This is a genomic window from Citrobacter freundii complex sp. 2024EL-00216 (genome assembly GCF_043945515.1).
GTDB lineage: Bacteria > Pseudomonadota > Gammaproteobacteria > Enterobacterales > Enterobacteriaceae > Citrobacter > Citrobacter portucalensis.
In genome coordinates, this window is record NZ_JBIMRA010000007.1 from 288,908 (window position 1) to 314,106 (window position 25,199).

The following is a 25,199-nucleotide window of genomic DNA, read 5'->3' on the forward strand; positions in this document are numbered from 1 at the left end:
CCTTCTCACTCAATCAGGCGGCTGTGATCGCCACACGTTGTTCGCGGTTTAACCCCTGCAATGCAGAGACATCGACAATCAGCGCGACGCTGCCGTCGCCGAGGATCGTTGCAGCAGAAATACCTGGCACTTTGCGGTAGTTGCTTTCCAGGTTTTTGACCACTACCTGGTGTTGGCCAATTAACTGATCGACCAGCAGCGCATAGCGACGCCCTGCACTTTGTAAAATGACCACAATGCCCTGAGTCGCTTCAGTTTTAGCGCCTTCAACCTCAAAGACTTTCCACAACTCAACCAGTGGTAAATATTCGCCACGCACTTCCAGAACGCGCTCTCCTCCGGCCAGCGGATGGAGATCTTCTTCGCGCGGTTGCAGCGATTCCATAACGGCATTCAGTGGCAGAATGAAGACCTCATCGGCCACACGCACGGACATCCCGTCGAGGATCGCCAGCGTCAGCGGCAGTAGAATGCGAATAGTGGTCCCCTGTCCCTGTTTAGACTGGATCTCAACATGGCCGCCCATCTCCTGGATATTTCGCTTCACCACATCCATACCCACGCCGCGTCCGGAAACATCCGTCACCTGTTCGGCGGTCGAAAAGCCTGGCGCGAAGATCAGCATACCCACTTCGTCATCGCTCATGTTTTCGTGGATCGGCATGCCCTGAGAGACAGCTTTAGCCAGGATACGTTCGCGGTTCAGGCCAGCGCCATCATCGGTCACTTCAATACAAATATTCCCGCCCTGATGCTCTGCGGAAAGCGTCAGATTGCCGATTGGGCTTTTGCCGGATTCAAGGCGTTTTTCCGGCAGTTCGATACCATGGTCGAGGCTGTTACGCACCAGGTGCGTCAACGGATCGATGATGCGTTCAATCAGGCTCTTATCGAGTTCGGTTGAACTACCTACCTGCGTCAGCTCGACCTGTTTACCCAGCTTACCGGCCAGATCGCGCACCAGACGAGGGAAACGGCTGAACACGTACTCCATTGGCATCATACGAATCGACATCACCGACTCTTGCAAATCGCGGGCGTTACGTTGTAACTGACCCATACTGGTGATGAGATCGCCATGATTGACAGGATCCAGTTCGTTAGAGCGCTGGGCCAGCATCGACTGCGTGATCACCAACTCGCCAACCAGGTTAATAAGCTGATCAACCTTTTCAACCGCTACGCGGATACTGGTCGACTCGCTGGCGCGGGCGGGTTTTTCACGTTCCGCGCGGCTATGTGGTGCTTCACTGGCGGTAGCTTTCACCGCAGGTGCCACAGCAACCGGCTGCGGCTCAGTGACAACAGCTACCTCTTCAGCTTCAACTACCACAGGCGCTGCGCTGACGGTTTCGAATTCAATTTGGTCAGCTTCAATGACAAAGCAAAGCACCGCGATGATGTCATCTTCTGCCAGGTTGCCATCAAGCGTTGCTGATAACGTGTCGCTTCCTTTTACCACATCGGTTAAGGTCGCCAGATTCCCCAATTCCTCTTCCAGTAAATCCACTTCGCTGGCTTTCAGACGCGAGAGAGTAATGCGTTTTTTGCTCTCTTCACTGGCGGGTTCAGGCTTTGCAACCGCCTCTTCCTGCATCGCGGTGCTGTCAACAACGCTAAGTTTTGCTGTGTTAACAACTGCCGGTGCGGTTTCACCTTTCGCTTCGAGCGCTAACTGCCGTAACGCTTGGCAGATGTACTCAAAACTGTCGGCATCAGGCTCCACTGAGCTTTTATAGGCGTCGAGCTGTTCCTGCATAATATCTTTCGTTTCCAAAAACAGGTTGATAATGTCGGCATTGAGCTGCATCTCGCCACGCCGCGCTTCATCCAGCAGGTTTTCCATCAGATGGGTCGTTTCCTGCAAAATGGTAAAGCCGAAGGTGCCCGCCCCGCCTTTAATCGAGTGCGCTGCACGAAAAATGGCATTCAGCTGTTCGGAATCCGGGGCTTCAGGAACCAAATCAAGCAGGTGTTGCTCCATATCAGCCAACAGTTCGTCAGCTTCATCAAAAAATGTCTGATAAAAATCGCTAATATCCATGCTCACGCTATCACCTCGGATTGGCTGGTGGCGATGTGGGAACGCTTACCGGCGGGAGTTCCGCTGGCCGTTGTAAGACACTTACCGGCTCATTCTGGCTTTCAGCGTTTTCATGCAAAATGGCCTCTTCTGCCTGCTTATTGAGAACCAGCAGGCTAATACGGCGGTTGATAGCGTCTTCAGGACCGCGATCGCTCAGACGCATCGTGGCGGCCATACCTACCACACGTAATACTTTTCCATCATCCAGACCCCCGCTAACCAGCTCGCGACGCGATGCATTTGCGCGATCGGCAGACAATTCCCAGTTGCTGTACCCTTTCTCACCATTCGCGTAAGGGTAATCATCCGTGTGACCGGAAAGACTGATCCGGTTAGGGATCCCGTTGAGCACTGGAGCAATCGCGCGCAGGATATCGCGCATGTACGGCTCAACTTCAGCGCTACCGGTCTTAAACATCGGGCGATTCTGACTGTCGATAATCTGTATCCGCAGCCCTTCCTGAACCAAATCAATCTTTAAATGCGGACGCAGCGCTCGCAGTTTGGGATCGGATTCAATCAGTTGATCGAGATCGCCGCGAAGTTTGCTCAAGCGGCTCTGTTCCATACGTTTTCTCAGGTCATCAATATTCGGCTGCTTGTTCACCTCGCCCTGCTGCTGGGTGTAATCATCCCCTCCGCCTGGAATCGGGCTTTGGCTATTCGAAATACGATTTCCCCCGGTCACTGCGGTGGCCAGCGGTGTACGGAAATATTCGGCAATCTGGATCAATTCTTTAGGGCTGGAAATAGAAATGAGCCACATCACCAGAAAGAAGGCCATCATCGCGGTCATAAAATCGGCGTAGGCGATTTTCCACGAGCCATGCGCCCCACCACCGTGATTCTTATGTTTGCGTCGCTTTACAACGATAATGGGATGGGCCTGATTTTTCATGCGTCCTCGGTCGTCTGTTGCGCAGTTGGATTTCTCACCGCACGAACATGTTCTTCCAGTTCGATAAACGAAGGACGTTCGCTGGAGTACAGTGTCTTACGACCAAATTCAACGGCAATCGGCGGCGCGTAACCATTCAGATTGGAGAGCAGCGTTATCTTCACGCACTGCATCATTTTGGTTGTTTCAGCGCTTTTCTGGCGCAGAACGCTGGCAAGCGGAGAAATAAATCCATAGGCCAGCAAAATACCGAGGAATGTTCCCACCATCGCATGCGCAATCAACGCACCCAGCTCTGCTGCCGGGCGGTCGGCAGAAGCCAGCGCATGCACAACACCCATAACGGCCGCGACGATCCCGAATGCCGGTAGCGAGTCGCCAACCATCGCCAGGCTATTCGCCGGAACTTCGGCTTCGCTCTCATGAGTCTCAATTTCTTCGTCCATCAGCGCTTCAATCTCAAACGTATTCATGTTGCCGCTGATGATCAGTCGCAGATAATCGACAATAAAATCAAGCATCACGGCATCCGCAAGAATGCGCGGATAGCTGGCGAAGATTTCACTTTCTTTTGGGTTTTCGATGTCGCGTTCAAGCGAGAACATGCCCTGTTGACGTGACTTGGCCATCAGGCGATACAAGAGCGCCAGCAGATCCATATACATCGCTTTGGTGTATTTCGAACGACGGAAAAGCAACGGGATCGCTTTCATCGTCCCTTTGATGGCTTTCCCGTTATTGCCGACGATGAATGCCCCAATACCCGCACCACCGATAATCACCAGCTCAGCCGGTTGATAGAGTGCCCCAAGGTGTCCGCCGGTCATCATGTAACCGCCGAAAACTGTACCAATAACAACCAGGTAACCTAATAAGATAAGCACGACATCATCCTTTCGCAATTGACTATGACAGGATGCGCAGTCGGGCAATTAACGTAAGGTCAGGACAAAAAAAAGCAGCGGTAATCGCTTACCGCTGCTGGAGTGTTCATCCACACCGTATCAGTTAAACAGCCTGTTCGATCTGTTCATCCAGCAGTTGTGGAATAATATCGGCAGCATTCTGGGAAAGTTTACGTCTTTTTACGGCCCGTGATGGCGGTTGGCATAAACTACAGGCAAAGCTGCCTGCGGGTTGGTGTGCGTGGGTGATAAAATTCCCACCGCAGCAATTGCATTGGGACAACTCCAGCAATCCGCTGTCGACAAATCGCACCAGCGTCCACGCGCGGGTTAACGCCAACAATGGCCCTTCTTCAGGCTGCGGACACTGCTCAAGATATAACCGATACGCCTTGATCACGGCATCCACGCCGCTACAGAGACCCGTTTTGAGCAGGAATTGCCATGCATTGCAAAACATCGACGCATGAATATTTTGTTCCCACGTCATAAACCAGTCGGTGGAAAACGGGAGCATCCCTTTTGGCGGAGGACTACCGCGTAATTCTTTGTACAGCTTGATTAATCGACCACGGCTTAATTGCGTTTCGCTTTCCAGCATTTGCAAACGGGCGCCCAATGTGATTAATTCCATTGCTAACTGGATATCACGAGCTTCCTGAACAATGCTTTTTTCGCTCATCATCAAGCCCTTTTCTTACGTGCTGCATCATCGATGTCGCTTAACAGGCGTGTTGAAAGCATGATACCAGTATGAATTTGCTGAAGATCGTCAACGCGGGAGTCTTGCGTCAGGCGAGTAACAGTCTGGTGATCGTCGAAACGGAAATGACATACCAGTTGGTTTGTTTCGGCCAGTTTGACCATTTGAGGAAGTGTTAATGTTGCCAACGTGTCCGCCATTTCCTCGCTGATACCAAGGCGAAACATCGCAGATGCTTTGTCCTGAACGATCAAACGCTGTGCAAGCAATAAATATGACAAATTGATGTCATAGATGTGTTTCAGCAACTCGGATGTATGCATTATTTGCATCCATAATAACCAACATTGTTTTCATGCGGTAAAACCGCACCCCGTGATGTCGCCGGGAAGGCCCGGTAAAAAAAAGCAAAAGGTCAAATACATAGCAGCGTGACGACACTTACGCGTTGTCTAAACATTCCCTTTTAAGAAGGCAGCGTCCCTTACAAGCTCACATCAATTCTTACAAATGTCTAAGATTTTTCCTAATTCGACGCAACTCTACCCGCCGTCAGTTACACATACAACGGAGGTATGCTGCGAATTTAAAGAATATGTGATCAAGATCACATAAACCAGCCAAACACTTAACATAAATCCATCAGCGCAGCTTTTACTTTGCTTATTTTTTAATCCGCAATCATCTATTTCAATTCCTGATGTACGAATATTCTTGCAATAAAACCGAATAGTATTTTGTTCACATCCGTTAATATCACGCCGTGAAATAGCGAGCTGGATCACATATTTAACTCAAAAAACTTTTTTAATTAAATTCTTTAGAAACAATAAGTTAAATATTTAGAGTGATTAATTAATACCGCGATGTGACGACCTTGCAAATGTTAATATATGTTTAATTTTTATTAACACATTGTTTTCATTAGCAGTGGGTTTCACTTAAGTAACCTGAACATATCTGCAACTAATATGAATAGATTATTCTATTTATAAGAATAATTAATGAATAATCATGATGACATTCACACTATCGAGGTGGGAAACGTTGCAGTATGGGGTAAGCTGAGTAAAGCTGAAAAGCCCTCTCATAATTCTTGAAAAAAAGGAGCGAGTTATGAGCTATTCGCACATTCTTGTTGCTGTTGCCGCCACCCCTGAAAGTCAGCAGTTGTTAGACAAGGCGGTTTCTATCGCTCGCCCTGTCAACGCCCGAATTAGCCTGATTACACTGGTCTCAGACCCCGAACTGTATAACCAGTTTGCTGCCCCCATGCTGGAAGACCTGCGTGAAGTGATGCAAGAAGAGACTCAGGATTTTATCGACAAACTTAGCAAAGAAGCAGAATACCCCATTGAACATACCTTTATTACCTATGGGGCTCTGAATGAACATATCCTGGATGTATGCCGCAAACACGCCGTTGATCTGGTCATTTACGGCAACCATAACCACAGTTTTTTTTCGCGCGCATCCTGTTCAGCGAAAAGCGTGATTCATACCAGCCAGGTGGACGTTCTTCTGGTTCCGCTAGCTGGAGATTAATCCACAGTGCCACGACTTCATGCGAGTTTAGAACAGGAAGAGATATTGTCTGGCAGTTGGCATTGACTCCGACGCGGCGTGACCGTTTTAAGATCGCAAATGAACGTCGCCTGCCAGTTGTCGATATCGTTTTTAACGATAGTCTCAAGCATTTCAGCGTGGCGCGAGATACGTTCGGTAAGTGGCATCGTCAGCGCCTGGTTTAATGCGCCTGCCACTTCATCCCGGTCATAAGGATTAACAATAAGGGCGGAGGTTAGCTCGTTCGCCGCCCCGGCAAATTGCGATAAAACCAGCACGCCAGGGTTAGCAGGATCCTGTGCGGCCACAAACTCTTTCGCCACCAGGTTCATACCATCGCGCAACGGGGTCACCAACCCTACATCAGAGTAGCGGAAGATCTTCATCAGCAATTTACGATCAAAATACTGGTTCAGATAGTAAAGCGGCGTCCAGCCCAGTTGCCCATATTTGCCGTTGATTCGCCCTGCCTCTGTTTCCAGTTGGTGGCGAATATCCTGATAGGCCTGCACCTCTTCACGCGAGGTCGGTGCTATCTGCGTATAGCGAATTTTACCGTGGTGCTGCGGATAATGTTCCAGTAAGGCCTCATAGGCCTGAAAGCGCTCCGGCAAGCCTTTGGAGTAATCCAGACGCTCCACGGAGAAAATATTCTGCACATTTTTAAGCTCCGCTTTTAGCTGTGCCAATTTTGGTGGCAGCGGACCGGACGCCTGTCGAGCAATCTCATCCGGTTCAATACCGATGGGATAAACCTGAGTGCGAAACGCTTTTCCCCATGCCTGGTGGTGCTTATCTTTATGCGTGGACACCCGAGTCTGGGCTGCGAGACAGTCCAGAAAAGCCTGGCGATCGTTTTCGGTCTGGAAACCAAGCAAATCAAAATCACACATTTGCTCAAGTAGCGCCAGATGCGGCGGGAGCGCATTAAAAATTTCCGGCGTCGGAAAAGGAATATGCAGGAAAAAACCGATGCGATTACGCACGCCACGCTTACGTAACTCGCAGGCAAACGGCAACAGATGGTAATCATGAACCCAAATAATGTCGTCATCGCCAAGCAACGGCAGAAGTTTATCTACCAGTAAGGCATTAACCCGTTGGTAGCCTTCCCAGGCAGAGCGCTGAAACTGAACTAAATCCAGTCGATAGTGAAACGCGGGCCATAAAACCGCATTTGAAAACTGGCAGTAATACTCTTCGTAATCTTGCTCACTCAAATTAAACGAGGCCCAGGTGATATTGCCACGGGTGACCTTTTTTAACGGTTTATCCTCATTACCTGTATCACCACTCCAGCCAAACCATAAACCACCAGCAGCTTTTAACGCGCCCAGTACACCGACCGCGAGCCCACCCGCGCTCCCTTTGTCATCTGGTGAGGCGATACGATTAGATACTACGACTAAACGACTCATAGCCACCTCTTCTGTTATTCGTTGCTTTCGGTTCTTGCTGCGAAGAGTTATTTTTCTCCAGCCAGTGCCAGACATCCCTGACGCCATCCAGACGCCATGTTGCCTGCGTCGGCCCGCTCCCTACCTTTACAGAAATACCGCCAGCGCGGTTAACTACAGCAAACCCTGTTTCATCTGTCAGATCATCACCGAAAAACACAGGGATCCGGCCAGCAAAAGGCGCTTCCTGCATAAATGCAGCTATCGCGTCGCCTTTATTGCTGCCCTTAGGCTTTATTTCCACGACACATTTTCCGTGCTGCAGAGCAAGCTGCGGCCATTTGCGCGTGATGCGCTCAGCCAGGGTAACCAGCGCCGCTTCGTGTTCGGGTGCCTGGCGATAATGCAACGCGAAGGCCATGCCTTTGGTTTCAAGTGTTGCCCCCGGTAACGTCACCAACGCTGCGTGTAATAACGCCCCGGCTTCACGTTCGATACCTTCAGGCAGGTTTACTATGTGCGTTTGACCATTGATGTCACGGCGTTCTGCCCCATGTACTCCGGCAAGCGGAAAACGAAACGGAGTAGTGAGTGCGTCAAGCTCAACCATTGAGCGCCCTGAAATCAATGCCAGCGCATCCGCATTCTGCGTCGCTAACTGATGTAGACATTGCAGGATTGTCTTAGGGACAACGACCTGATCGGGAAAAGGTTTAATCTCAGCAAGTGTCCCATCGAGATCAAAAAAGTAAGCACAGTTTGCAGATTGTTCAGGGGGTAAAGTCAGTGATGCTGTCACCCGGTTATCCTCCTCATCATGGTCAGAACGCCACGCGGATCGCGGCGTATAGATGATGTATGACGGATATAAGTATAGACAGTGTGACCATGCTCGCCATTTGAAAAAACAATCGCCAGCCGGGTAGCGGCTGGCGACGGGCAGAAGCTAGACTAAAAAGTTGGGGTTTAAATCATCAAACGGTACGCTTCGCTTTTTGCTTGTAACGGTCGAAGATCACCGCCGCCAGCAGGATGAGGCCACGTACCACATACTGCGCGAACGGAGAGATATTCAGCAGGTTCATCGCATTCTCAACCGTCCCCAGGATCAACACCCCGGCCACCACATATGAGATTTTTCCGATGCCGCCTTTAAGCGAAACGCCCCCTAACACGCAGGCCGAAATAACGATCAACTCATAACCGATTGAGGTCATTGGCTGGCCGCTGGTCATGCGCGATGCGAGGATAATCCCGGCAATGGCGGATACCAGACCGGAAAGAATAAAGATAATAATCTTGGTACGAACAACCGGAACCCCAGCCAGGCGCGCCGCCTCTTCATTGCCCCCAATGGCCAGTGTATTACGCCCAAACGTGGTTTTGTTCAGCAGTAAGCCAAAGACAATGAAACAAACGACCGTGATCCAGATAGGCGCCGGCAGACCAAACCAGTTAGCATAGCCGAGTGTGAAGAAACGCTCGTCTTCAATCCCGACTGCCTTACCGTCGGAGATAATATAGGCCAGACCACGTACAATCTGCATTGTCGCAAGAGTAGTGATCAGGGCATTTATTTTTAACCGCGCAATCACGAACCCATTCACCAGACCACACAGAATACCGAGCAGCAGCCCGGCAGCCACGCCAATCCACAGACTTTCGGTCATGTTAATGACTACGGCAGTGGTAACACCAGCACAGGCAATTACAGACGCGACAGACAGGTCGAAATCACCGGATGCCAGACAAAACAGCATCCCGCAGGCAACCATACCCGACATCGATACCGCCAGCCCTAACCCCTTCATGTTGATGAAAGTCGCAAAGTTTGGCACAAAGAGGGAACAAACCAGGAACAGCACGGCGAACACCACCAGCATGCCGTATTGGTCCCAAATGCGGCCCAGATTTAGCGCCGACTTCGTTGCGCCAGAACCCGATGTAGAAACGGAAGACATCATACTCTCCTTATTCAGGCTACAGCCTGGCTGACTTTAGGCATAGCAAGGCTCAACGCCTGGCGCTCATCCGCCTGTTCATGAAGTAACTCACCGGCAATTTCGCCTTCTCTCATCACCACAATACGGTCGGCGACACCGAGCACTTCTGGCAGGTCACTGGAAGCAAACAACACGGCCACACCGCGCGCTGCGAGGGCATAAATCACGTTGTAAATTTCATGTTTGGCGCCCACATCAATGCCGCGTGTAGGCTCATCCAACAAAATCACTTTCATCTCTTCCGATAACCAACGACCGAGAATAGCCTTCTGTTGATTACCGCCGGAGAGGTTCATGATCAGTTGCTCTGCACCCGGCGTTTTGATGTTGAGTGAACGAATATGGTGATCGGCATTGGTCTCTTCCCAGCCGTTGTTGATCACGCATCCCCCCAAAACATGCTTACGCCGTGCACTAATGTTGATGTTGTTGCGCACTGAATGGACCGGAATAATCCCTTCGGCTTTACGATCCTCCGGGCACAGCATCATCCCCGCTTCAATGGCATGGCTTGGTTTACGGATATCGATAGGCTGTTCATCAATAAATACCTGGCCCGCCGTGATACGCGTACCGCCGAACAGCCCTTTCATTAATTCGCTACGTCCGGCCCCCACCAGGCCAAACAGCCCGACAATTTCACCGCTTCGCACGGATAAGCTGATTGGCGTACGCACGCCTGGAGCTTTGACTTCATGCAGCCGCAGACGCTCTGTGCCATACGGTCTGGATTTCCAGCCATAGATATCCCCGAGGTCGCGCCCGACCATCGCCTGCACCAGCGCATCGTGATCGACCTGCTGCATGTCCGTGAACGTTTTGACGTAATGACCATCTTTAAACACGGTGATGGCATCGCTGAGAGCAAAAATCTCCTCCATACGGTGTGAAACGTACAGAATGATGCGTCCTTCGTTGCGCAGCTCACGGATGACGCGAAACAGATTCTCAATCTCGCGAGCCGACAGGGAGCTGGTTGGTTCATCAAAGGCGATAATTTTGGCGTTTCGCGCCAGCGCTTTTGCAATCTCCACCATCTGCCACTGGCCAATGGAGAGATATTTCAGTGGGGTATCGGGATCGATATCCATCCCCAGATGCTTCAGCTGGATTCCTGCTTCATAGTTCAGCAGCGAGCGGTTCACAATCCCGCCTTTGTGCGGTAACTGCCCTAAGTAAATATTCTCGGCAACGGTCATTTCCGGGACGAGATGCAGTTCCTGATAAATAATGGCGACACCGGCGTTGAGTGCGGCAGTGGTATCCGCGAACGAAACTTCCTGTCCGCGGACCGTCAGAGATCCCGTTGTTGGCGCATAGTTACCGCTGAGAATTTTTAAGAGTGTTGATTTCCCGGCGCCATTTTCGCCCATCAGCGCATGCACCTGTCCGGCATAGCAGTCGAAACTGATATCCGTCAGCGCCTTAACGCCCGGGAACGTTTTGCCAATGCCGCGAAATGAGAGATACGGGGTAGACTGTTGCATAACGTCTCCGTGAGTCAGGATTTTACCGGCCAGGAAAACCGCCGGACGTAGGCCCGGTAAGCACAGTGCCACCGGGCATTGCGCCGGAAGGCGGCTTCGCCTAATCCGGCCTACAACATCGCAGCACTTCTGTTACTTACCGCCTAAGCCTTTCTTCGCCAGCTCTTCTTTGAAGTTATCGCGGGTAATCAGCACCACATCTGTCACTTCAGTGAATGCCGGTGGCTCTGCACCTTTCGTTACCCAGTTGTAGAGCATTTCACTGGATTTGTAGCCGTGAACGTCCGGGCTTGGCAGCAGTGAACCGTAGAACCCGGTCGCTTCGCCTTTGGACAGTTCGCTCACCGCGTCAACGCCGTTGATCCCGATACCAATCACGTTTGGCGCTTTGAAGCCCTGCCCTTCGGTCGCACGTACGCCACCCAGCACGGTGTTGTCGTTCATGCCGACAATCAGCCAGTTTTTGACTTCAGGATGCTGAACCAGCATGGAGTTGGCGGCGTCAAATGCGCCGGGGATGTCATTCGATTTTGTTGGGACCTGGTAAATCTGTTTTTCCGGGAAGCCTGCGGCTTTAAGCGCTTCCATTGAACCAGAAGTACGACGACGTGCGGTATCCAGTTCGTTGGCGGTAATGGCCATTACGGCGGTGGATTTCACATCCCAACCGCGTTTTTGCATCTCTTTGTACAGCTCCTGGCCCTGGCGCTCACCAATTTTGGTTGCCGCCATCATCACCAGCGGCACGGTATCCATCGGCTTACCTTTGGCGTTAGCAAACTGGTCGTCGACGGCAATGACTTTCATATCGTAGCCACGCGCCTTAGCCATAATGGCTGGCCCCAGTTTTGGATCTGGCGTACAAATCACAAACCCTTTTGCTCCACTTGCAGCCAGGCTGTCGATGGCGTTAAGGGTTTTCTCACCATCCGGAACGGCAATTTTAATCACCTCAAAACCAAGGTCTTTACCGGCTTTATCGGCAAATTTCCATTCAGTCTGGAACCACGGTTCTTCCGGCTGTTTGACCAGGAAACCGAGCTTCATAGATTCAGCGATAGCGGATTGTGACATAACGGCAGCCAGACCGATGGCAGCCAGCGCTTTAGTGAATTTGTGCATGGTTAACTCCAGCTTTAACGTTCTTTTATGTAGGGTAAAATCAGACGATTTTTTGTAATTCGGACGTAAAACAAGGCATTACCTTTTATTGATAAGATCAATGCCAGTGCTGAGAGTATTTTTAGCGGGAAATTGATTCTCCATAAGAGAGCGGCATCACACCACAGAATTACAGTAATTGCGTACATAAATTCAGCGGGAAATGACATAAAAAAACGCGGTTTTGTCGACGGGAAAAAAGAGGGGTAGCAGATTAGTCCATAACATCAGCCAACGAATCCTTGTTCCCGAATACCGAAGCATTCGGGAGCACAATGATTACCATCTGTAATAAATGTGGTCAGCGTGATCGCGAACCGGAATGTCATCTTCCAGCAGACGCGCTGAAAGCGTGAAAGCAAAATCGAAAATATGCCCTAATCCTTTGCCGCTAATAAGGTTGCCATCTTCAACAACCGGCGCATCAATATATTCCCCATCCGCGACGTTTTGCCACAGATCTCCCGAACACACATAGCGACGCCCCTTCAGCAGGCCGTTGCCGCCCAGCACGCGCGCCGCCGCAGAACACACAGGGCAAATGAGTTTTCCAGCCTCGTCATGGCGAGCGATAAACTGGATGACAGCCTCACTGGCGGCAAGGTTAACGCTGCCCTGCGGCCCGCCGGGTAACACAACGGCATCATAAAGATCCGTCTGACGCGTAGCCAGCGTGCTGTCCGTCACCATCGGCACGTCATGGTAGCTCACCACCGCACGGGACTCGGCGCAGGCCACTGTTTCAACTTCGATCTGCAGGCGGCGCAGAATATCAATGGTAACAATGGCTTCCGCCTCTTCAAAACCAGGTGCCAGTAGCACGGCAACCTTTTTCATACACACTCCTCGATTTTTCCAAATACACCAAACAATAAATGTCGAATCATTCAGGCGCTTAACTTTATTAATTTCCACAAAACTGATCTGGCGCAAAAAAAATTAGCCAGCAGATAGCGTTCACCGACGCGGGTCAATGGTGAAATTTCTTCATCCGAAGACCAGATAATCATCTGGCGACAGACAATACCTGATTGTGAAATTCCATTTCGTGATATGAAACATCATTTCATTATCAATATTTCACTTTAATGCTATAAATATCAATCTGTTATATTCACAGTATTTATATACACAAGCGGAAAAATCACTAATATTGCTATGACAATATGTAAAAAATCATAAATACGCAGATTTAAGGATTTTCTTATGTCGGGACTGGAGTTATGCTGAATCTCGATCGGGAGCGAATATAATTCGTGATCACTAAAGGACCGGCGGAACGGATTTATTCTGCTAACAGTTTTAATTGTACGTAGAGGTGACGTGTAGCGGCAGCCCGTTGCACTGACTTTAGTAACGTACATCCCCCTTTCTGGAAATAAGGATATTGATATGGCTGCAGTTGGAATTGTTCATAAACTCAACACACAAATGAACCTCGAGTTCTACGCATCGAATCTTTACCTGCATCTCAGTGAATGGTGCTACGAACACAGCCTGACTGGCACCGCAACCTTTCTACGCACCCAGGCGCAAGGTAACGTGACTCAAATGATGCGTATGTTTAATTTTATGAAAAGTGCCGGGGCTAACCCTATCGTCAAGGCTATCGATGTTCCAGGTGATGAACTAACTTCCCTTGAAGAACTGTTTCAGAAAACGCTGGATGAATACCAACAGCGTTACAGCAAGCTATCACGCTTAACCAATGAAGCAGAAGCCTTGAATGATGCAACAACCATTGATTTTCTTCACGATCTGGAAAAAGAGCAGCAGCAGGATGGCGTGCTGTTACAGACGATTCTTGATGAAGTCCGCAGCGCTAAACGTGCGGGACTGTGCATGGCGCAAACCGATAAGCACCTGCTGAACGTCGTGAACTATCAACATCACTAATCTTCAATTTTCATCGTGTTAATGCCGGATAACGATGCGACGCACCTTATCCGGCTGGTGCTTAATTTTCTCTACGCCCACGCCTCTCATTCTGCGAGGCGCAAAAAAACCTTTCTAAAACCTGAAACAACGGTTTATTTTAGTGAGATTCATTCTGCGGCGTGAATTTCAACTCGATCAAGGCAACCGCTTTTTGTATTGCGCGCATAGTGACCGGATCGGCACCTGCAGGATGGCTGGAAAAGTCGATGCTTTTCAGCTGGCTGGACATTTTCTCCCGAACTTCAACTGGGGCAATAACATCAAGAACATCCAGAATCTGCTTGATAACCAGCTGACAGGCAACAACGTCCGAGAGCAGTTCCTGATCGGCATTCAGTGTTTGGGACATAGTGAGCTCCTTATAGAAAGGTCGTCATAGTACCCATTCAACGAACGAAACGATAGCCGCGCATACCTTCCGAATGCGCTGAAAATAAAAATAGTTCCAGTCAGTTTCTTTTGAGATGGCAAGCACAACATGAGTGAACATTTAGCGGTTGAGAACAAACGCGGTCTATCCCCGGCTGCATTACTTGTTGCCGGGGCTTTCTTTATGGAGTTTATTGACGGCACGGTGATTGCCACCGCACTGCCCGACATGGCGAAAAGTTTTGGCGTGCAGGCAGTTGACCTGAACATAGGTATCAGCGCCTATCTGATCACCCTCGCGGTACTGATCCCCGCCAGCGGCTGGATTGCGGATCGCTTCGGCGCCAGAAAGGTGTTTACCCTTGCACTGGCGATATTTACTCTCGCCTCGGTTTTATGCGGTTTGTCCGAAAGCCTTGAGAGCTTTGTCGCCATGCGAATCTTACAGGGTGTAGGTGGTGCGCTAATGGTTCCGGTTGGCCGACTCGCGGTATTACGAACCACGCCTAAACATCAGTTGATCACCGCTATTGCGACCCTGACCTGGCCCGCTTTAGTCGCGCCCATCATTGGCCCTCCCCTTGGCGGATTCATTACCAGCTATGCCAACTGGCGCTGGATCTTCTTCATTAATGTACCGCTCGGAATACTGGCGATTGCGCTGGCGCTACGTTTTATCCCGGATATTCATGACGACGAGCGCCGCCCATTTGATATAACAGGATTTATCGCAACCTCTGTTGCGATGGTGAGCCTGGTGTATGCCATGGAGTTACTGGGAACCCAACAGCCTCAGGGCTGGCTGACCGCCGGACTTTTGGTGCTAGGAACATTGACCTTTCTGTTTGCCCTGCATCATTTTCGTCGCACCGCCTGGCCAATGATTCGCCTTGATGCCATGAACGTCCCTACTTTTCGCGTCACCATGTATGGCGGATCGCTGTTTCGTGCCTCTATCAGCGCCGTGCCGTTTCTGCTGCCGTTAATGTTTCAGGTAGGTTTTGGCATGAACGCTTTTCACGCGGGTTCACTGGTGCTGGCGGTATTTGTCGGCAATCTGACGATTAAACCTGCCACCACCCCGTTGATACGCTGGCTGGGCTTTAAGAAGCTGCTGTTGATTAACGGTGCACTTAATGTTCTGGCGTTGCTGGCCTGTGCATTAATTACGCCGCAGACCCCCGTGTGGGTTATTTTGCTGGTGTTGTATCTGGGCGGTGTGTTCCGCTCAATTCAGTTTACCGGCGTCAGCACGCTTGCCTTCGCGGACGTCCCCGCGGCACAAATGAGCTACGCTAATACGCTGTTCAGTACGGCGACACAATTAGCAGTGGGATTGGGCATTTCTTTAGCCGCTATTGGCATCCGCATTGGCGATGTGGTCAGTGAAAAGCTGGCATTGGGCAATATTCCGGGGATCAGTTTCCGGCTGGCCTTTGTCGCTATTGCCATTATTTGTCTGGTAGGTATGGTGGATACGCTGCGGCTCACCCGTGATGCAGGAAGCGCAGTATCGAACAGGAACAGGTAGCCCGGAGGGTGAACGCCGCCGGGCCAACAGGATTTAGCCAATCACCTCGCGTACAAACGCTTCGATTGCTTTGTCCTGGCAGTTTTCAAAGAAGCACTGCTGGAAGCGCGGGCCTGATACAGCGGTTTTCACCAGTTCAGGATCGATCGCGCGCAGCGTGTCCAGATAATTTTCTTTTACCACAGCCGCTTTCACCTGATTCAGAATACCGGCGTTACGCACCTGCGGCTCTTTACGCTCCGGTGGGTAGCCTTCACCGTTACGCCCGGTGAACGCTTTTTCAAACATATAGCGCACATTCAGCTCTGCACCCCAGCCAAAACCTTTGGCGAATGCCAGAGAAAGCGCGTTGCCGTTGTTAATTTGAGAGAACAAGAACGCATCTGCAGGATCAAGGCAATAACCACACACCACACCCGGATGGATATTCAGTGACATCATTGCCCCCTGGCCCGTACCGCAACCTGTAACAACAAAGTCTACAGCTTTGGAATTAAGCAGGATGCTGGCCATAATGCCTAAATGGATGTAGGTCAGATGATGATCATTTTCGTCGCTCATCCCAACGTTATAGACCGGAAAACCTTTCTCATCCGCAACGGCCTTAAGCTCGTTATGGATGATGGCGTTTTTGCTTGCCTGGCTGTTTTCCATCATCAATGCAATTTTCATTCTGTACTCTCCTGAATGCGCTGCGGTAGCCCGCTGAAAGTCATAACATTCAGCCACATTACTATTTTGCAATCGCAATTTCAAATTTAATGAAATTTAGTTTTAAAAAACAAAGTTGCGCTCACATTCCTGTCTGAACAGTTCAGAATCACCTCAAACAAATGACCTCGTTGTGATTAATCGCAGGTGATCTTCGGGCTATTCAAGCCATTGATGAGAGTCTCTGTATGCCATGATAGTGTATCTTCGAACTTTCAGAGCGATCTCATGAAGACTTTTATCCTGGCACTTTTGCCGCTCATGCTGACAGGATGCACAATTACAAAACAGGCACAGGTCAGCGAAGCCAGCGCCATCACTGGTGTGGTTCGCCTGACTTATAATCAGGCCATGTTACAAACAGCACGTACCGATGACTACGTTACCCAAGGGACAGCCACCAAAGAGTGTCAGCGCCTGGGCTATGCCAGCGCAGAAGCGTTTGGCCAGCCGGTGTCAACCTGTAGCGTGTATGCAGGCTCTCTGTGCTTAAATACCAAAATTACACTCGCCTGGCAGTGTCATGGTGTCGCGGTGCCCCAATCACCTTCTTTCAATTATTAATATTTCCGACCAGCTCATTTTTGCTGGTCTTTTACCACTTTATTATTTATATCCTCCGTTTAATATCGTTAATGCGTTTTATTCCCATTCGCATTTTTAATAAATAAATTTATTATTTTACCTTTTGCAAATAATTAAATAACAAATTATAGTGGCGCCACGTCAATATATAATAACGTTTGTGGAGCAGAACCATGCTGAAAACAGAAATGATCGACCAACTGAATGAGCAAATGAATCTTGAATTATATTCATCTCTGCTCTACCAACAGATGAGCGCGTGGTGCAGCTATCACAGCTTCGAAGGTGCTGCCGCGTTTTTGCGCCGTCACGCCCTGGAAGAGATGACGCACATGCAGCGTCTGTTCGACTACCTGACCGATACCGGCAGCTTGCCGCGTATTAATACCGTTTCTTCACCCTTTGCTGAATATGCTTCTCTGGATGAACTGTTCCGTGTTACTTACGAACACGAGCAGCTAATCACCCAGAAAATTAATGAGCTGGCACACGCGGCAATGACCCACCAGGATTATCCAACCTTTAATTTCCTGCAATGGTATGTTGCCGAGCAGCATGAAGAAGAGAAATTATTTAAATCTGTTATTGATAAGCTGTCGCTGGCAGGAAAAAGTGGCGAAGGTCTTTATTTCATCGACAAAGAACTGGCTACGCTTGATACACAGAATTAATATTTTAGGGCAATGATGGCAGCCCGCCATCATTACCCCTTGAAATCAGTGACGGCAGATCTTGCTTTCGTGCGTAGAGAAGCCGTCTTCTTTTGCAATAAACTTTCCCTTCGCCGCTAAAAACGCCACCAACTCGCCTGCCGTCATATCCGCCGCAGAACAAGTGTGAAAACGCGCCTGCTCGCCGAAACGTGCCGTAATCGCCGCTTCAAGGCTGGCATTTGAATACTGCTCACCAGATTCAATCATCATGTTAAGCACTTCGTGACCGTGAATAGATTCCATATTACCTCCTTAATAAAGTCCGTAGCCTAATGTGAACCGCACATCGTCGCTTTGCGCTAACGCAGGTTTATCTGCAGATAAATGTTATTTGTTATACATCTTAATGGTCAAAACATCGTAAACATTAATGTACAGTCATTGTAACGGTGATTTGACGAAAATAGCGTTTTGCCTTAATCTGCGCCGCAGATATAACCATTGATTATCTCTGGGACAGAGGAAAGCGTGAAAAACAGAACCCTGGGTAGTATTTTTATCGTGGCGGGAACCACGATTGGTGCCGGTATGTTGGCAATGCCGCTGGCTGCGGCAGGCGTGGGGTTTAGCGTCACGCTGGTATTGTTAGTCAGTCTTTGGGCGTTGATGTGCTACACCGCGCTGTTGCTGCTTGAAGTGTATCAACATGTCCCGGCAGACACCGGGCTGGGTACACTGGCAAAACGTTATCTTGGTCGTTACGGACAATGGGTAACGGGCTTTAGCATGATGTTTTTGATGTATGCCCTGACGGCGGCGTACATCAGTGGTGCAGGTGAACTGCTGGCTTCCAGCATCAGCGACTGGACCGGAACAAATATTTCCCCGACAACAGGCGTACTGCTGTTCACCTTTGTTGCCGGTGGCGTGGTTTGCGTGGGGACCTCGCTGGTCGATCTGTTCAACCGTCTGCTATTCAGTGCCAAGATAATCTTCCTGGTGGCGATGCTGGCTCTGTTAATGCCGCATATTCATAAAGTGAACCTGCTTACGCTGCCGCTGCAACAGGGGCTGGCGCTCTCCGCAATCCCGGTCATCTTCACCTCGTTCGGTTTTCACGGCAGTGTTCCCAGTATCGTCAGCTATATGAACGGTAACATCCGTAAACTGCGTTGGGTGTTTATTACGGGTAGCGCTATTCCTCTGGTCGCCTATATCTTCTGGCAACTGGCGACGCTTGGTAGCATTAACTCGACAACATTCATGGGGCTTTTAGCCAATCACGCAGGCTTAAACGGCTTATTGCAGGCATTGCGTGAAGTCGTGGCTTCGCCGCACGTCGAACTGGCGGTGCATCTGTTTGCTGACCTCGCACTGGCAACCTCTTTCCTCGGCGTTGCATTGGGATTATTTGACTACCTGGCCGACCTCTTCCAGCGCCGCAATACTGTAGCGGGAAGAATGCAAACCGGCGTGGTGACCTTCCTGCCGCCGCTGGCATTCGCGCTGTTCTATCCGCGTGGTTTTGTCATGGCATTAGGGTATGCGGGCGTTGCCCTGGCGGTGCTGGCGCTGCTCATTCCCTCGATGCTGGCCTGGCAGAGCAGAAAACATAATCCGCAGGCCAACTACCGCGTAGCAGGCGGTGCTCCGGCGCTGGCACTGGTATTTTTGTGCGGCATTGTGGTGATAGCAGTACAGTTTTCTATTGCAGCAGGATTACTACCAGAAGTGGGTTAAAACAAAGGGGCTTTCGCCCCTTTCTGTTAATGCAAACAGCACTGCTTATATTTCTTGCCGCTGCCACACGGACAAGGGTCATTGCGTCCTACTTTGGCATCCACTTTCACCGGTACTTTGACCGGCGTTTCCTGAGGATGCGCCATCCAGTAAGCATGCAGGTCCAGCGCAGCCAGGCGGATGGCATCGACGCTCTCTTCAAACGCTTCCGGCGTTAGTTTCTCAACCACCGCAAAGTTCTCTTCCGTGCCGTGCAGCGCAATAGCTTCAAGTGCTGGTTTTAACGTGTCCGGTAACGCGGACCAGTCTGACAGTGCGACGCCGCGCATATAACCAAAGCACCACTCTTCAACGATGGTCAGTTCATGCTCGTCAATTTCACGCAAACCAAACAGCGGCTCAAACTGCTCAGGATATTCATCCAGACGATCGGCCGTATCCGCCATATGTTGAAACGCCAGGTTCATGAAACGCGTCATTTCTTTTTCGGAGGACCAGCGAGGGACATACTGCGCGCCGCCCCAAATCGCGACCAGCCACTGCTCTGGTTCAATTTCATACGGTGAACTCAGCACCGCCGTCAGCAAACCATCCAGTTCTGACACATCCAGAATAGCCTTGTCTGTATTGTACTTAGTCAGTACATCATCCAGCCATTCCAGTTCGCTCTCGTTTAATGGTCCCGTTTTCATAACGCTTTTCCTTAGTCAAAAAATCTTGCCTGTGATCATCCTACATGGCTGGAGGGATAACAGATAAAAATGGGCATATGCGGCATATAGCTGCCGCCTGTTCAGGTTAACAGGAAACGAGGGGAATTCCGGAAGTTAACGCACAAAAGAGAACACTAAGCCGCCGGGCATCATACCGGGAAAACACAATAAAACCACCCGTAGGTGGTTTACTGTTGTTCAATACGGTTGAGCGTTGCGGTATAGCCCGTTTTCGCTACCGCGTTAAGTAACGTATCGGTTGGGAAACCTTCTGGCACAATCGCTTCTGCTTGTCGGGTTTTTAGGGAGGATTTTGCTTTAATCACACCATCGGTTTCACGTAGCGCCTGATTGACCGAAATAACGCACAGCGAGCAGGTCATATTTTGTATATCCAGCACCACTTTTTGATTGGCCGCCTGAGCCCACAGCGGCAGCAACAAGCATGCAACTAATGTGAAGATTTTCATTCAAATACCTCATAAAACCAGGCAACGAGCGTTGGATAAAATAGCACCGGCAAAATCAACGCCAGCGCGCACCAGTAGAGAACGCGCGCTTGCTTCAACGTTAACCATCCGGAGCACCACAGCCGCCTGGAAAAATAGAGCCGCCAGAAGACGCGCAGTAATAAGCCCAATGACACCAGCATCAGGGGAATTCGCAAAAACTCAAACTGGGTGAAAACAGCAAAGCTCGCCGCCGAAATACCAAACAACAGATAGAGCAGCGGTCCAACGCAGCATAAGCCCGCGGTGACAGCAGCCGCAGCGGCCGTCAACAGGGTGAGCCCCGCCCCTTTAGCGTTGTTCTGTGGCGACATAGCTGTAGGAGAACGCTTTAGGATCATAGAAATTGATCGGGTCACCATCGACTTCAGCGTAAGGATAGCCAAAGTTGTTCATGGCTCCCTGTTCCGTTGCTGGGTACAGCTCGAAATCACGCCCGTAGTTAAATCCAACCCAGTTCATTTCCCAGTTACCAAACAGGTAAGTGTTTACCGCCTGGACATCGGCGTCCTGATGCGACTCTTTCTCTGCCAGACGCATTTTGGTCACATCAGCAGGATCGCACGGTAACCAGCCGTAACCGGCCAGATAGAATTCGGCGCGGCAATGTTGTCCGCCGCTCACATCGGCGACGCCTGCACTGTCTGCTTTGCCAAAAGCGCTTTTCGAGTAACGTTCGAGCTTATTGGCTTTGCCCAGACGGATGCCAAACAGTTCGCGCGCCGGAATGCCGCTGGCCCGCGCCAGAGCCACAAAAACGGAGCTCATGTCGGTGCATTTTCCTTTGAGCTTACCGCTTTTTAAGATCTCCGCCACATCCCCCGTGCCGCAGCCAATGACGTCGTTATCGCGCTCCATATGGCTACTCACCCATTCGTAAATCAGGCGCGCTTTTTTCAGCGGATCCTGCTCATTACCGGTGATTTTACGCGCAGTTTCCAGAACAAGCCCATCAACTGGGGTATGTGTCGTCGGCAGCAGGTACGGTTTTACATCCAGCGGATAAATAATCTGCTCCGGCGCTTGCCAGGTTTTCAGCGCGTCCTGCTTCAGCGGCTCCCAGTCGGCGGTTTCAATGTCGATATCAACGTTAATCAACAGTTCGCCCTGCGAGTCAGGCCAGGTGGCAAACAGCGTTTTCGCGCCATAAGTATTATTAGTGGTAACGTACGCCTGCTTATAGTTTCCGCTAAAGGCAAGCGCCGTCATTTGTTGAAACGCGGTATCTACCGGAAGCGGGATCCACAGTTTTACCACGCCGCTCGACCCCTTAGGAGGGTTAAGTTTATACGTCTGGGATAACACAAAGCGCCGACGCGCGACTGGTGCAACGGATGGCTCAGCGGCGTGAACCGTCTGGCTAATAACCGCAGGACCGACTAAACCGGCGGCGGAAAGGAGAACGCTATTTTTGAGAAATTGTCGACGTTGCATTGCTGTCTGTCCATGTTGTAAGAGTTGGGCTACGGCTAAGAAGGTAAAAACCGTATGCGATCATCACAGCAGACAGACGCTGACATAAAAAGGTGAGCCGATGGAGGTTATTCATCAATAACAGACCTGTTAACTGTGAATGAAATAAGAAACTGCGCGACAGATAGTAAGCCATAGGCAGGCAAAAAGTACAGCCGTGAGAGCGAGTTCAGAATATATAAACATTCGTTGCCAGCTTACGGGCTAACCCTCTGGCCCCTTCGCGCATAACCATATCGTGATTCCAGCGAAAAACAGGTGCCGCCAGCGGAGCCAGGTAATTCATCCAGCGAATCGTGGTGCGAACATTCCAGTCATATCTGACGATAGTCTCTGTGCCATTGGCAGAAAAAGACCACACGCCTCGCCCTTCAACCGCCCCGCTGGCTTGCCCCTCAAGCAGCGAGCAGGGCAGAATATTCAACACGTTGATGTCAAAGGTTAAGCGATAAGGAAGCGCTCCTTTCCAGGTATAACGATGCAGCGCCCCAATGCCCTGTGTATCACCTTTTTTAATCTCAACAATGCGTTCCAGACTTTCCCACCATTCTGGCCACTGATCGGGATGAGAAAAAACATCCCATACCTCCTGAATTGAAGCCTCAACCCGCCAGACGGTGGAAAACCGATAGTTAGCCATAATGCAGACTCCCTCAAGGCGAGAAGAAATTGGCGGGAAAACGGATGTTAATGACCATAGCATCCAGAAGCACGGTTTCTAATCGCTGCCCATCTGGCGCATAGCTGATCACTTTGGCAGGGAGTCCATGATAATTATCCAGCCAGACGTCATAGCGGTGAACACCATCAACCGCCATTGTTCCTGGCCCAACCACAGATACGCGCGTCGTCGCCCGTCCTGCAAGGTTTTCCTTATCAACTGTGGTTGTTGTCCCTTCGCGTTGCAGATGACGAATATTGCCCAACAACACGCCGATATCAGAGCGATCCACCCGATGACCGCGCTCATCCTGGATCAATGAATTAGTAGGTGACAGGTGCAAAATGGGCAACGTACCCACACCAAATGGCCATAACGTCACTTTACCGCTGACAGGATTAAAGATAAGCGCCGCACCTGAATGCGGTTGGGTAAAATCCATCCGCACATACCCAGGCTTTTGAAAGCTATAGCGAATAATTTTGCTTTCATCGGATGGCGACGAGGAGCGCATCATGACCTGATAAGACGTCAGGTTATTAAATGACTGTTGAGAAAATGCGATGGGATCCGTAGCCCTGGCATTCTGCGAAAAGATATCCTTTTTTTCCACCGAATATACTGCACCACTAAAGGTAAGCAATGCTGCGAACATGACTATCGGAAAAGATGAAATGTTCATAGCAGCCCCCTGAATCAGCACTGTCTGCAAACAGAAGTAATCACCTGTTGGCTGTTTTTATTATAGTTCTTAACTGCGCGGCACTACTCTTCCGGCCTCTCAGACTCAGTATGGACAGCAGGTTTTAATTATTGGTTTTGTTTTCAGTTGAGATGACAACATAAAGCTATACTTTAATAGCCATACTTTTAATAGGTATTAATCATGAAACTGCCATCGGTATTTTCATGCGCCGTTCTCATATTACTGCTGCTGGCGTCATCGTCTGCCACAGCCAGCGCGTTACAAAGCCAGGCCGTCAGAGAGCAAGAGTTGAGCACGGCACTTCGAGCCAGTAATGGCGTGATCATCATTGGCGGGACGGATGATTTCGCTTTCACGATCAGGGCACGAAACCGAATCCACAGACAGCTGGTGATTGAGGATGGCTTTGGCGATCCCATCCTGATGAATGGTTTCCAGGACCACAACTATAATCCCGCCCGCGATGGGTTTATCAACAACCCTGCCCGAGGGGGCTTTATGTTTAACGCGCCGATTCGGCGATAGATTGATTAGCAATAGTGAGTTCTATGGCTTGTAAAAAACAGGCACAAAAAAACCACCCGTAGGTGGTTTCACGACACTGCTTATTGCTTTGATTATTCTGTTCTTTCCCATGGTACCCGGAGTGGGACTTGAACCCACACAGCGCGAACGCCGAGGGATTTTAAATCATGTTCGAAACAGAACAAAATCAATGTGTTACGTGAAATTTTCGCCATTAGATTATCATCTAGAGGTTAAGCAAATCAAGTGGTTATATTTTTGGTTTTGCCGCAATGGCGAAGATTTGCGTCCTCAATCAGCAGACCTCATGCGATATCACAGGCATGAGGCATTTCAGTTTTAGAGCGAGTGCTGCTTTATGCCCCATCACCCCCCCAGATTGTCATTTTATGAACGATAGCGAGGCTCTCATCGAATCAATCTGTTGGATGGGCGGTTCTGGCGTGGCATACTGTTAACTGAAAATTCTATAACTTATGAACTGAAGTATAATTATGCATAAAAATAATTCTTTCGACATTGCTAGGCATATAGCCGCATTAATGGTTTTGTTTTCACACCAACATGCCCTTTCAGGAATGCATGAGCCAGGAATCGAAGGATTCGAGACCTTAGGTGGATTGTCAGTTATTGTATTTTTTTCCATTTCTGGTTTTTTAATTGCAACATCTGCAATGAGAAGCAGTGACTTTATATCATTTATGGCTAAAAGGGTACGCAGAATATTCCCAGCGCTTATTGCATGCGCTCTGGGGTAATGACTCCAACTTATTGATAGTGTTTTATGTTCAGATAATGCCCGATGACTTTGTCATGCAGCTCCACCGATTTTGAGAACGACAGCGACTTCCGTCCCAGCCGTGCCAGGTGCTGCCTCAG

The 25,199-nt window shown here is 49.9% G+C and carries 29 protein-coding genes; 8 read left to right on the forward strand and 21 right to left on the reverse strand.

Going from position 1 to position 25,199, the window contains the following annotated elements; all coding sequences use genetic code 11:
- Window positions 1-13: 13 nt before the first annotated feature.
- From cheA to flhD, 5 genes are all read right to left on the reverse strand, one after another.
- Window positions 14-2,050: a chemotaxis protein CheA gene (gene cheA, locus ACHHZ7_RS12145; protein ID WP_060683684.1), complete on the reverse strand. Its 2,037-nt coding sequence runs from the start codon at window positions 2,048-2,050 to the stop codon at window positions 14-16.
- A gap of 4 nt (window positions 2,051-2,054) precedes the next feature.
- Complete coding sequence (gene motB / locus ACHHZ7_RS12150; protein ID WP_003034631.1) at window positions 2,055-2,984, reverse strand: flagellar motor protein MotB; 930 nt, start codon at window positions 2,982-2,984, stop codon at window positions 2,055-2,057.
- Window positions 2,981-3,868: a flagellar motor stator protein MotA gene (gene motA, locus ACHHZ7_RS12155; RefSeq protein WP_003034628.1), complete on the reverse strand. Its 888-nt coding sequence runs from the start codon at window positions 3,866-3,868 to the stop codon at window positions 2,981-2,983. The genes motB and motA overlap by 4 nt, the downstream gene beginning before the upstream one ends.
- Before the next feature lie 124 nt (window positions 3,869-3,992).
- Window positions 3,993-4,577: a flagellar transcriptional regulator FlhC gene (gene flhC / locus ACHHZ7_RS12160; protein WP_008785071.1), complete on the reverse strand. Its 585-nt coding sequence runs from the start codon at window positions 4,575-4,577 to the stop codon at window positions 3,993-3,995.
- Window positions 4,574-4,915: a flagellar transcriptional regulator FlhD gene (flhD, locus tag ACHHZ7_RS12165; RefSeq protein ID WP_003034622.1), complete on the reverse strand. Its 342-nt coding sequence runs from the start codon at window positions 4,913-4,915 to the stop codon at window positions 4,574-4,576. The genes flhC and flhD overlap by 4 nt, the downstream gene beginning before the upstream one ends.
- 793 nt (window positions 4,916-5,708) lie before the next feature.
- Between flhD and uspC the strand changes: the two genes are divergently transcribed.
- A complete protein-coding gene (gene uspC, locus ACHHZ7_RS12170; protein ID WP_008785072.1) occupies window positions 5,709-6,137 on the forward strand; it encodes a universal stress protein UspC in 429 nt (142 codons plus the stop codon).
- A gap of 17 nt (window positions 6,138-6,154) precedes the next feature.
- Here uspC and otsA read toward each other — a convergent pair whose 3' ends face one another.
- The 6 genes from otsA to ACHHZ7_RS12200 all read right to left on the reverse strand — a co-directional run bounded on the left by otsA (window position 6,155) and on the right by ACHHZ7_RS12200 (window position 13,043).
- Entirely contained in the window at window positions 6,155-7,576 is a 1,422-nt protein-coding gene (gene otsA, locus ACHHZ7_RS12175; RefSeq protein ID WP_060683683.1) for an alpha,alpha-trehalose-phosphate synthase, read from the reverse strand.
- Complete coding sequence (gene otsB, locus ACHHZ7_RS12180; RefSeq protein ID WP_060683682.1) at window positions 7,551-8,354, reverse strand: trehalose-phosphatase; 804 nt, start codon at window positions 8,352-8,354, stop codon at window positions 7,551-7,553. The genes otsA and otsB overlap by 26 nt, the downstream gene beginning before the upstream one ends.
- Before the next feature lie 175 nt (window positions 8,355-8,529).
- Window positions 8,530-9,516, reverse strand: a complete 987-nt coding sequence (gene araH, locus ACHHZ7_RS12185) for an L-arabinose ABC transporter permease AraH (RefSeq protein ID WP_008785075.1) — start codon at window positions 9,514-9,516, stop codon at window positions 8,530-8,532.
- Between the two features lie 14 nt (window positions 9,517-9,530).
- A complete protein-coding gene (araG, locus tag ACHHZ7_RS12190) occupies window positions 9,531-11,045 on the reverse strand; it encodes an arabinose ABC transporter ATP-binding protein AraG (RefSeq protein WP_060683804.1) in 1,515 nt (504 codons plus the stop codon).
- A 132-nt stretch (window positions 11,046-11,177) separates the two neighbouring features.
- Window positions 11,178-12,167 carry an arabinose ABC transporter substrate-binding protein gene (locus ACHHZ7_RS12195; RefSeq protein ID WP_060683681.1) on the reverse strand — a complete coding sequence of 330 codons (990 nt, stop codon included), beginning with the start codon at window positions 12,165-12,167 and terminating at the stop codon, window positions 11,178-11,180.
- A 318-nt stretch (window positions 12,168-12,485) separates the two neighbouring features.
- Window positions 12,486-13,043, reverse strand: coding sequence for a DJ-1/PfpI family protein (locus ACHHZ7_RS12200; RefSeq protein WP_060683680.1), 558 nt, complete (start codon window positions 13,041-13,043; stop codon window positions 12,486-12,488).
- 555 nt (window positions 13,044-13,598) lie between these two features.
- Between ACHHZ7_RS12200 and ACHHZ7_RS12205 the strand changes: the two genes are divergently transcribed.
- A complete protein-coding gene (locus ACHHZ7_RS12205; protein WP_003034597.1) occupies window positions 13,599-14,102 on the forward strand; it encodes a non-heme ferritin-like protein in 504 nt (167 codons plus the stop codon).
- 139 nt (window positions 14,103-14,241) lie between these two features.
- Here ACHHZ7_RS12205 and ACHHZ7_RS12210 read toward each other — a convergent pair whose 3' ends face one another.
- On the reverse strand, window positions 14,242-14,493 hold the full coding sequence (locus tag ACHHZ7_RS12210; RefSeq protein WP_003034595.1) for a DUF2766 family protein: 252 nt from the start codon (window positions 14,491-14,493) through the stop codon (window positions 14,242-14,244).
- A gap of 129 nt (window positions 14,494-14,622) precedes the next feature.
- Here ACHHZ7_RS12210 and ACHHZ7_RS12215 point away from each other — a divergent pair, with 129 nt between their 5' ends.
- Window positions 14,623-16,044 carry an MFS transporter gene (locus ACHHZ7_RS12215; RefSeq protein WP_060683679.1) on the forward strand — a complete coding sequence of 474 codons (1,422 nt, stop codon included), beginning with the start codon at window positions 14,623-14,625 and terminating at the stop codon, window positions 16,042-16,044.
- Window positions 16,045-16,077: 33 nt separating this feature from the next.
- Here ACHHZ7_RS12215 and ACHHZ7_RS12220 read toward each other — a convergent pair whose 3' ends face one another.
- A complete protein-coding gene (locus ACHHZ7_RS12220; protein WP_003034591.1) occupies window positions 16,078-16,716 on the reverse strand; it encodes an RpiB/LacA/LacB family sugar-phosphate isomerase in 639 nt (212 codons plus the stop codon).
- Between the two features lie 267 nt (window positions 16,717-16,983).
- Here ACHHZ7_RS12220 and yecR point away from each other — a divergent pair, with 267 nt between their 5' ends.
- Both yecR and ftnA read left to right on the forward strand, forming a co-directional pair.
- Window positions 16,984-17,319 (forward strand): YecR family lipoprotein, encoded by a 336-nt coding sequence (gene yecR / locus ACHHZ7_RS12225; protein WP_008785081.1) that lies wholly within the window; start codon window positions 16,984-16,986, stop codon window positions 17,317-17,319.
- Between the two features lie 194 nt (window positions 17,320-17,513).
- Window positions 17,514-18,011, forward strand: a complete 498-nt coding sequence (ftnA, locus tag ACHHZ7_RS12230) for a non-heme ferritin (protein WP_060683678.1) — start codon at window positions 17,514-17,516, stop codon at window positions 18,009-18,011.
- A 45-nt stretch (window positions 18,012-18,056) separates the two neighbouring features.
- Here ftnA and ACHHZ7_RS12235 read toward each other — a convergent pair whose 3' ends face one another.
- Window positions 18,057-18,296: a YecH family metal-binding protein gene (locus ACHHZ7_RS12235; RefSeq protein WP_003034586.1), complete on the reverse strand. Its 240-nt coding sequence runs from the start codon at window positions 18,294-18,296 to the stop codon at window positions 18,057-18,059.
- Between the two features lie 225 nt (window positions 18,297-18,521).
- On the opposite strand from ACHHZ7_RS12235, the gene tyrP reads away from it, so the two are divergent.
- Window positions 18,522-19,733, forward strand: a complete 1,212-nt coding sequence (gene tyrP / locus ACHHZ7_RS12240; protein WP_032949537.1) for a tyrosine transporter TyrP — start codon at window positions 18,522-18,524, stop codon at window positions 19,731-19,733.
- A gap of 26 nt (window positions 19,734-19,759) precedes the next feature.
- Here the strand turns inward: tyrP and ACHHZ7_RS12245 are convergent, their stop codons facing one another.
- The 6 genes from ACHHZ7_RS12245 to ACHHZ7_RS12270 all read right to left on the reverse strand — a co-directional run bounded on the left by ACHHZ7_RS12245 (window position 19,760) and on the right by ACHHZ7_RS12270 (window position 23,771).
- Window positions 19,760-20,425 (reverse strand): YecA family protein, encoded by a 666-nt coding sequence (locus tag ACHHZ7_RS12245; protein WP_003034581.1) that lies wholly within the window; start codon window positions 20,423-20,425, stop codon window positions 19,760-19,762.
- 209 nt (window positions 20,426-20,634) lie between these two features.
- On the reverse strand, window positions 20,635-20,916 hold the full coding sequence (locus tag ACHHZ7_RS12250) for a heavy-metal-associated domain-containing protein (protein WP_003833910.1): 282 nt from the start codon (window positions 20,914-20,916) through the stop codon (window positions 20,635-20,637).
- A complete protein-coding gene (locus ACHHZ7_RS12255) occupies window positions 20,913-21,269 on the reverse strand; it encodes a mercuric transporter MerT family protein (RefSeq protein ID WP_003833912.1) in 357 nt (118 codons plus the stop codon). Before ACHHZ7_RS12255 ends, ACHHZ7_RS12250 begins: the two co-directional genes overlap by 4 nt.
- On the reverse strand, window positions 21,247-22,389 hold the full coding sequence (locus ACHHZ7_RS12260) for a transglutaminase-like domain-containing protein (RefSeq protein ID WP_060683677.1): 1,143 nt from the start codon (window positions 22,387-22,389) through the stop codon (window positions 21,247-21,249). Before ACHHZ7_RS12260 ends, ACHHZ7_RS12255 begins: the two co-directional genes overlap by 23 nt.
- 208 nt (window positions 22,390-22,597) lie before the next feature.
- Complete coding sequence (locus ACHHZ7_RS12265; RefSeq protein WP_057067954.1) at window positions 22,598-23,068, reverse strand: SRPBCC family protein; 471 nt, start codon at window positions 23,066-23,068, stop codon at window positions 22,598-22,600.
- A 13-nt stretch (window positions 23,069-23,081) separates the two neighbouring features.
- The gene (locus ACHHZ7_RS12270; protein WP_060683676.1) at window positions 23,082-23,771 is read right to left on the reverse strand and encodes a hypothetical protein; all 690 of its coding nucleotides are present in this window, start codon (window positions 23,769-23,771) and stop codon (window positions 23,082-23,084) included.
- 204 nt (window positions 23,772-23,975) lie between these two features.
- On the opposite strand from ACHHZ7_RS12270, the gene ACHHZ7_RS12275 reads away from it, so the two are divergent.
- Both ACHHZ7_RS12275 and ACHHZ7_RS12280 read left to right on the forward strand, forming a co-directional pair.
- Window positions 23,976-24,320 carry a hypothetical protein gene (locus ACHHZ7_RS12275; RefSeq protein WP_071845314.1) on the forward strand — a complete coding sequence of 115 codons (345 nt, stop codon included), beginning with the start codon at window positions 23,976-23,978 and terminating at the stop codon, window positions 24,318-24,320.
- Between the two features lie 494 nt (window positions 24,321-24,814).
- Window positions 24,815-25,078, forward strand: a complete 264-nt coding sequence (locus tag ACHHZ7_RS12280; protein ID WP_081003629.1) for an acyltransferase — start codon at window positions 24,815-24,817, stop codon at window positions 25,076-25,078.
- A gap of 10 nt (window positions 25,079-25,088) precedes the next feature.
- On the opposite strand, the gene ACHHZ7_RS12285 is transcribed toward ACHHZ7_RS12280, so the two are convergent.
- Window positions 25,089-25,199, reverse strand: a 111-nt coding sequence (locus ACHHZ7_RS12285; protein ID WP_001691633.1) for an IS1 family transposase, incomplete at its 5' end; no start/stop codon positions are given.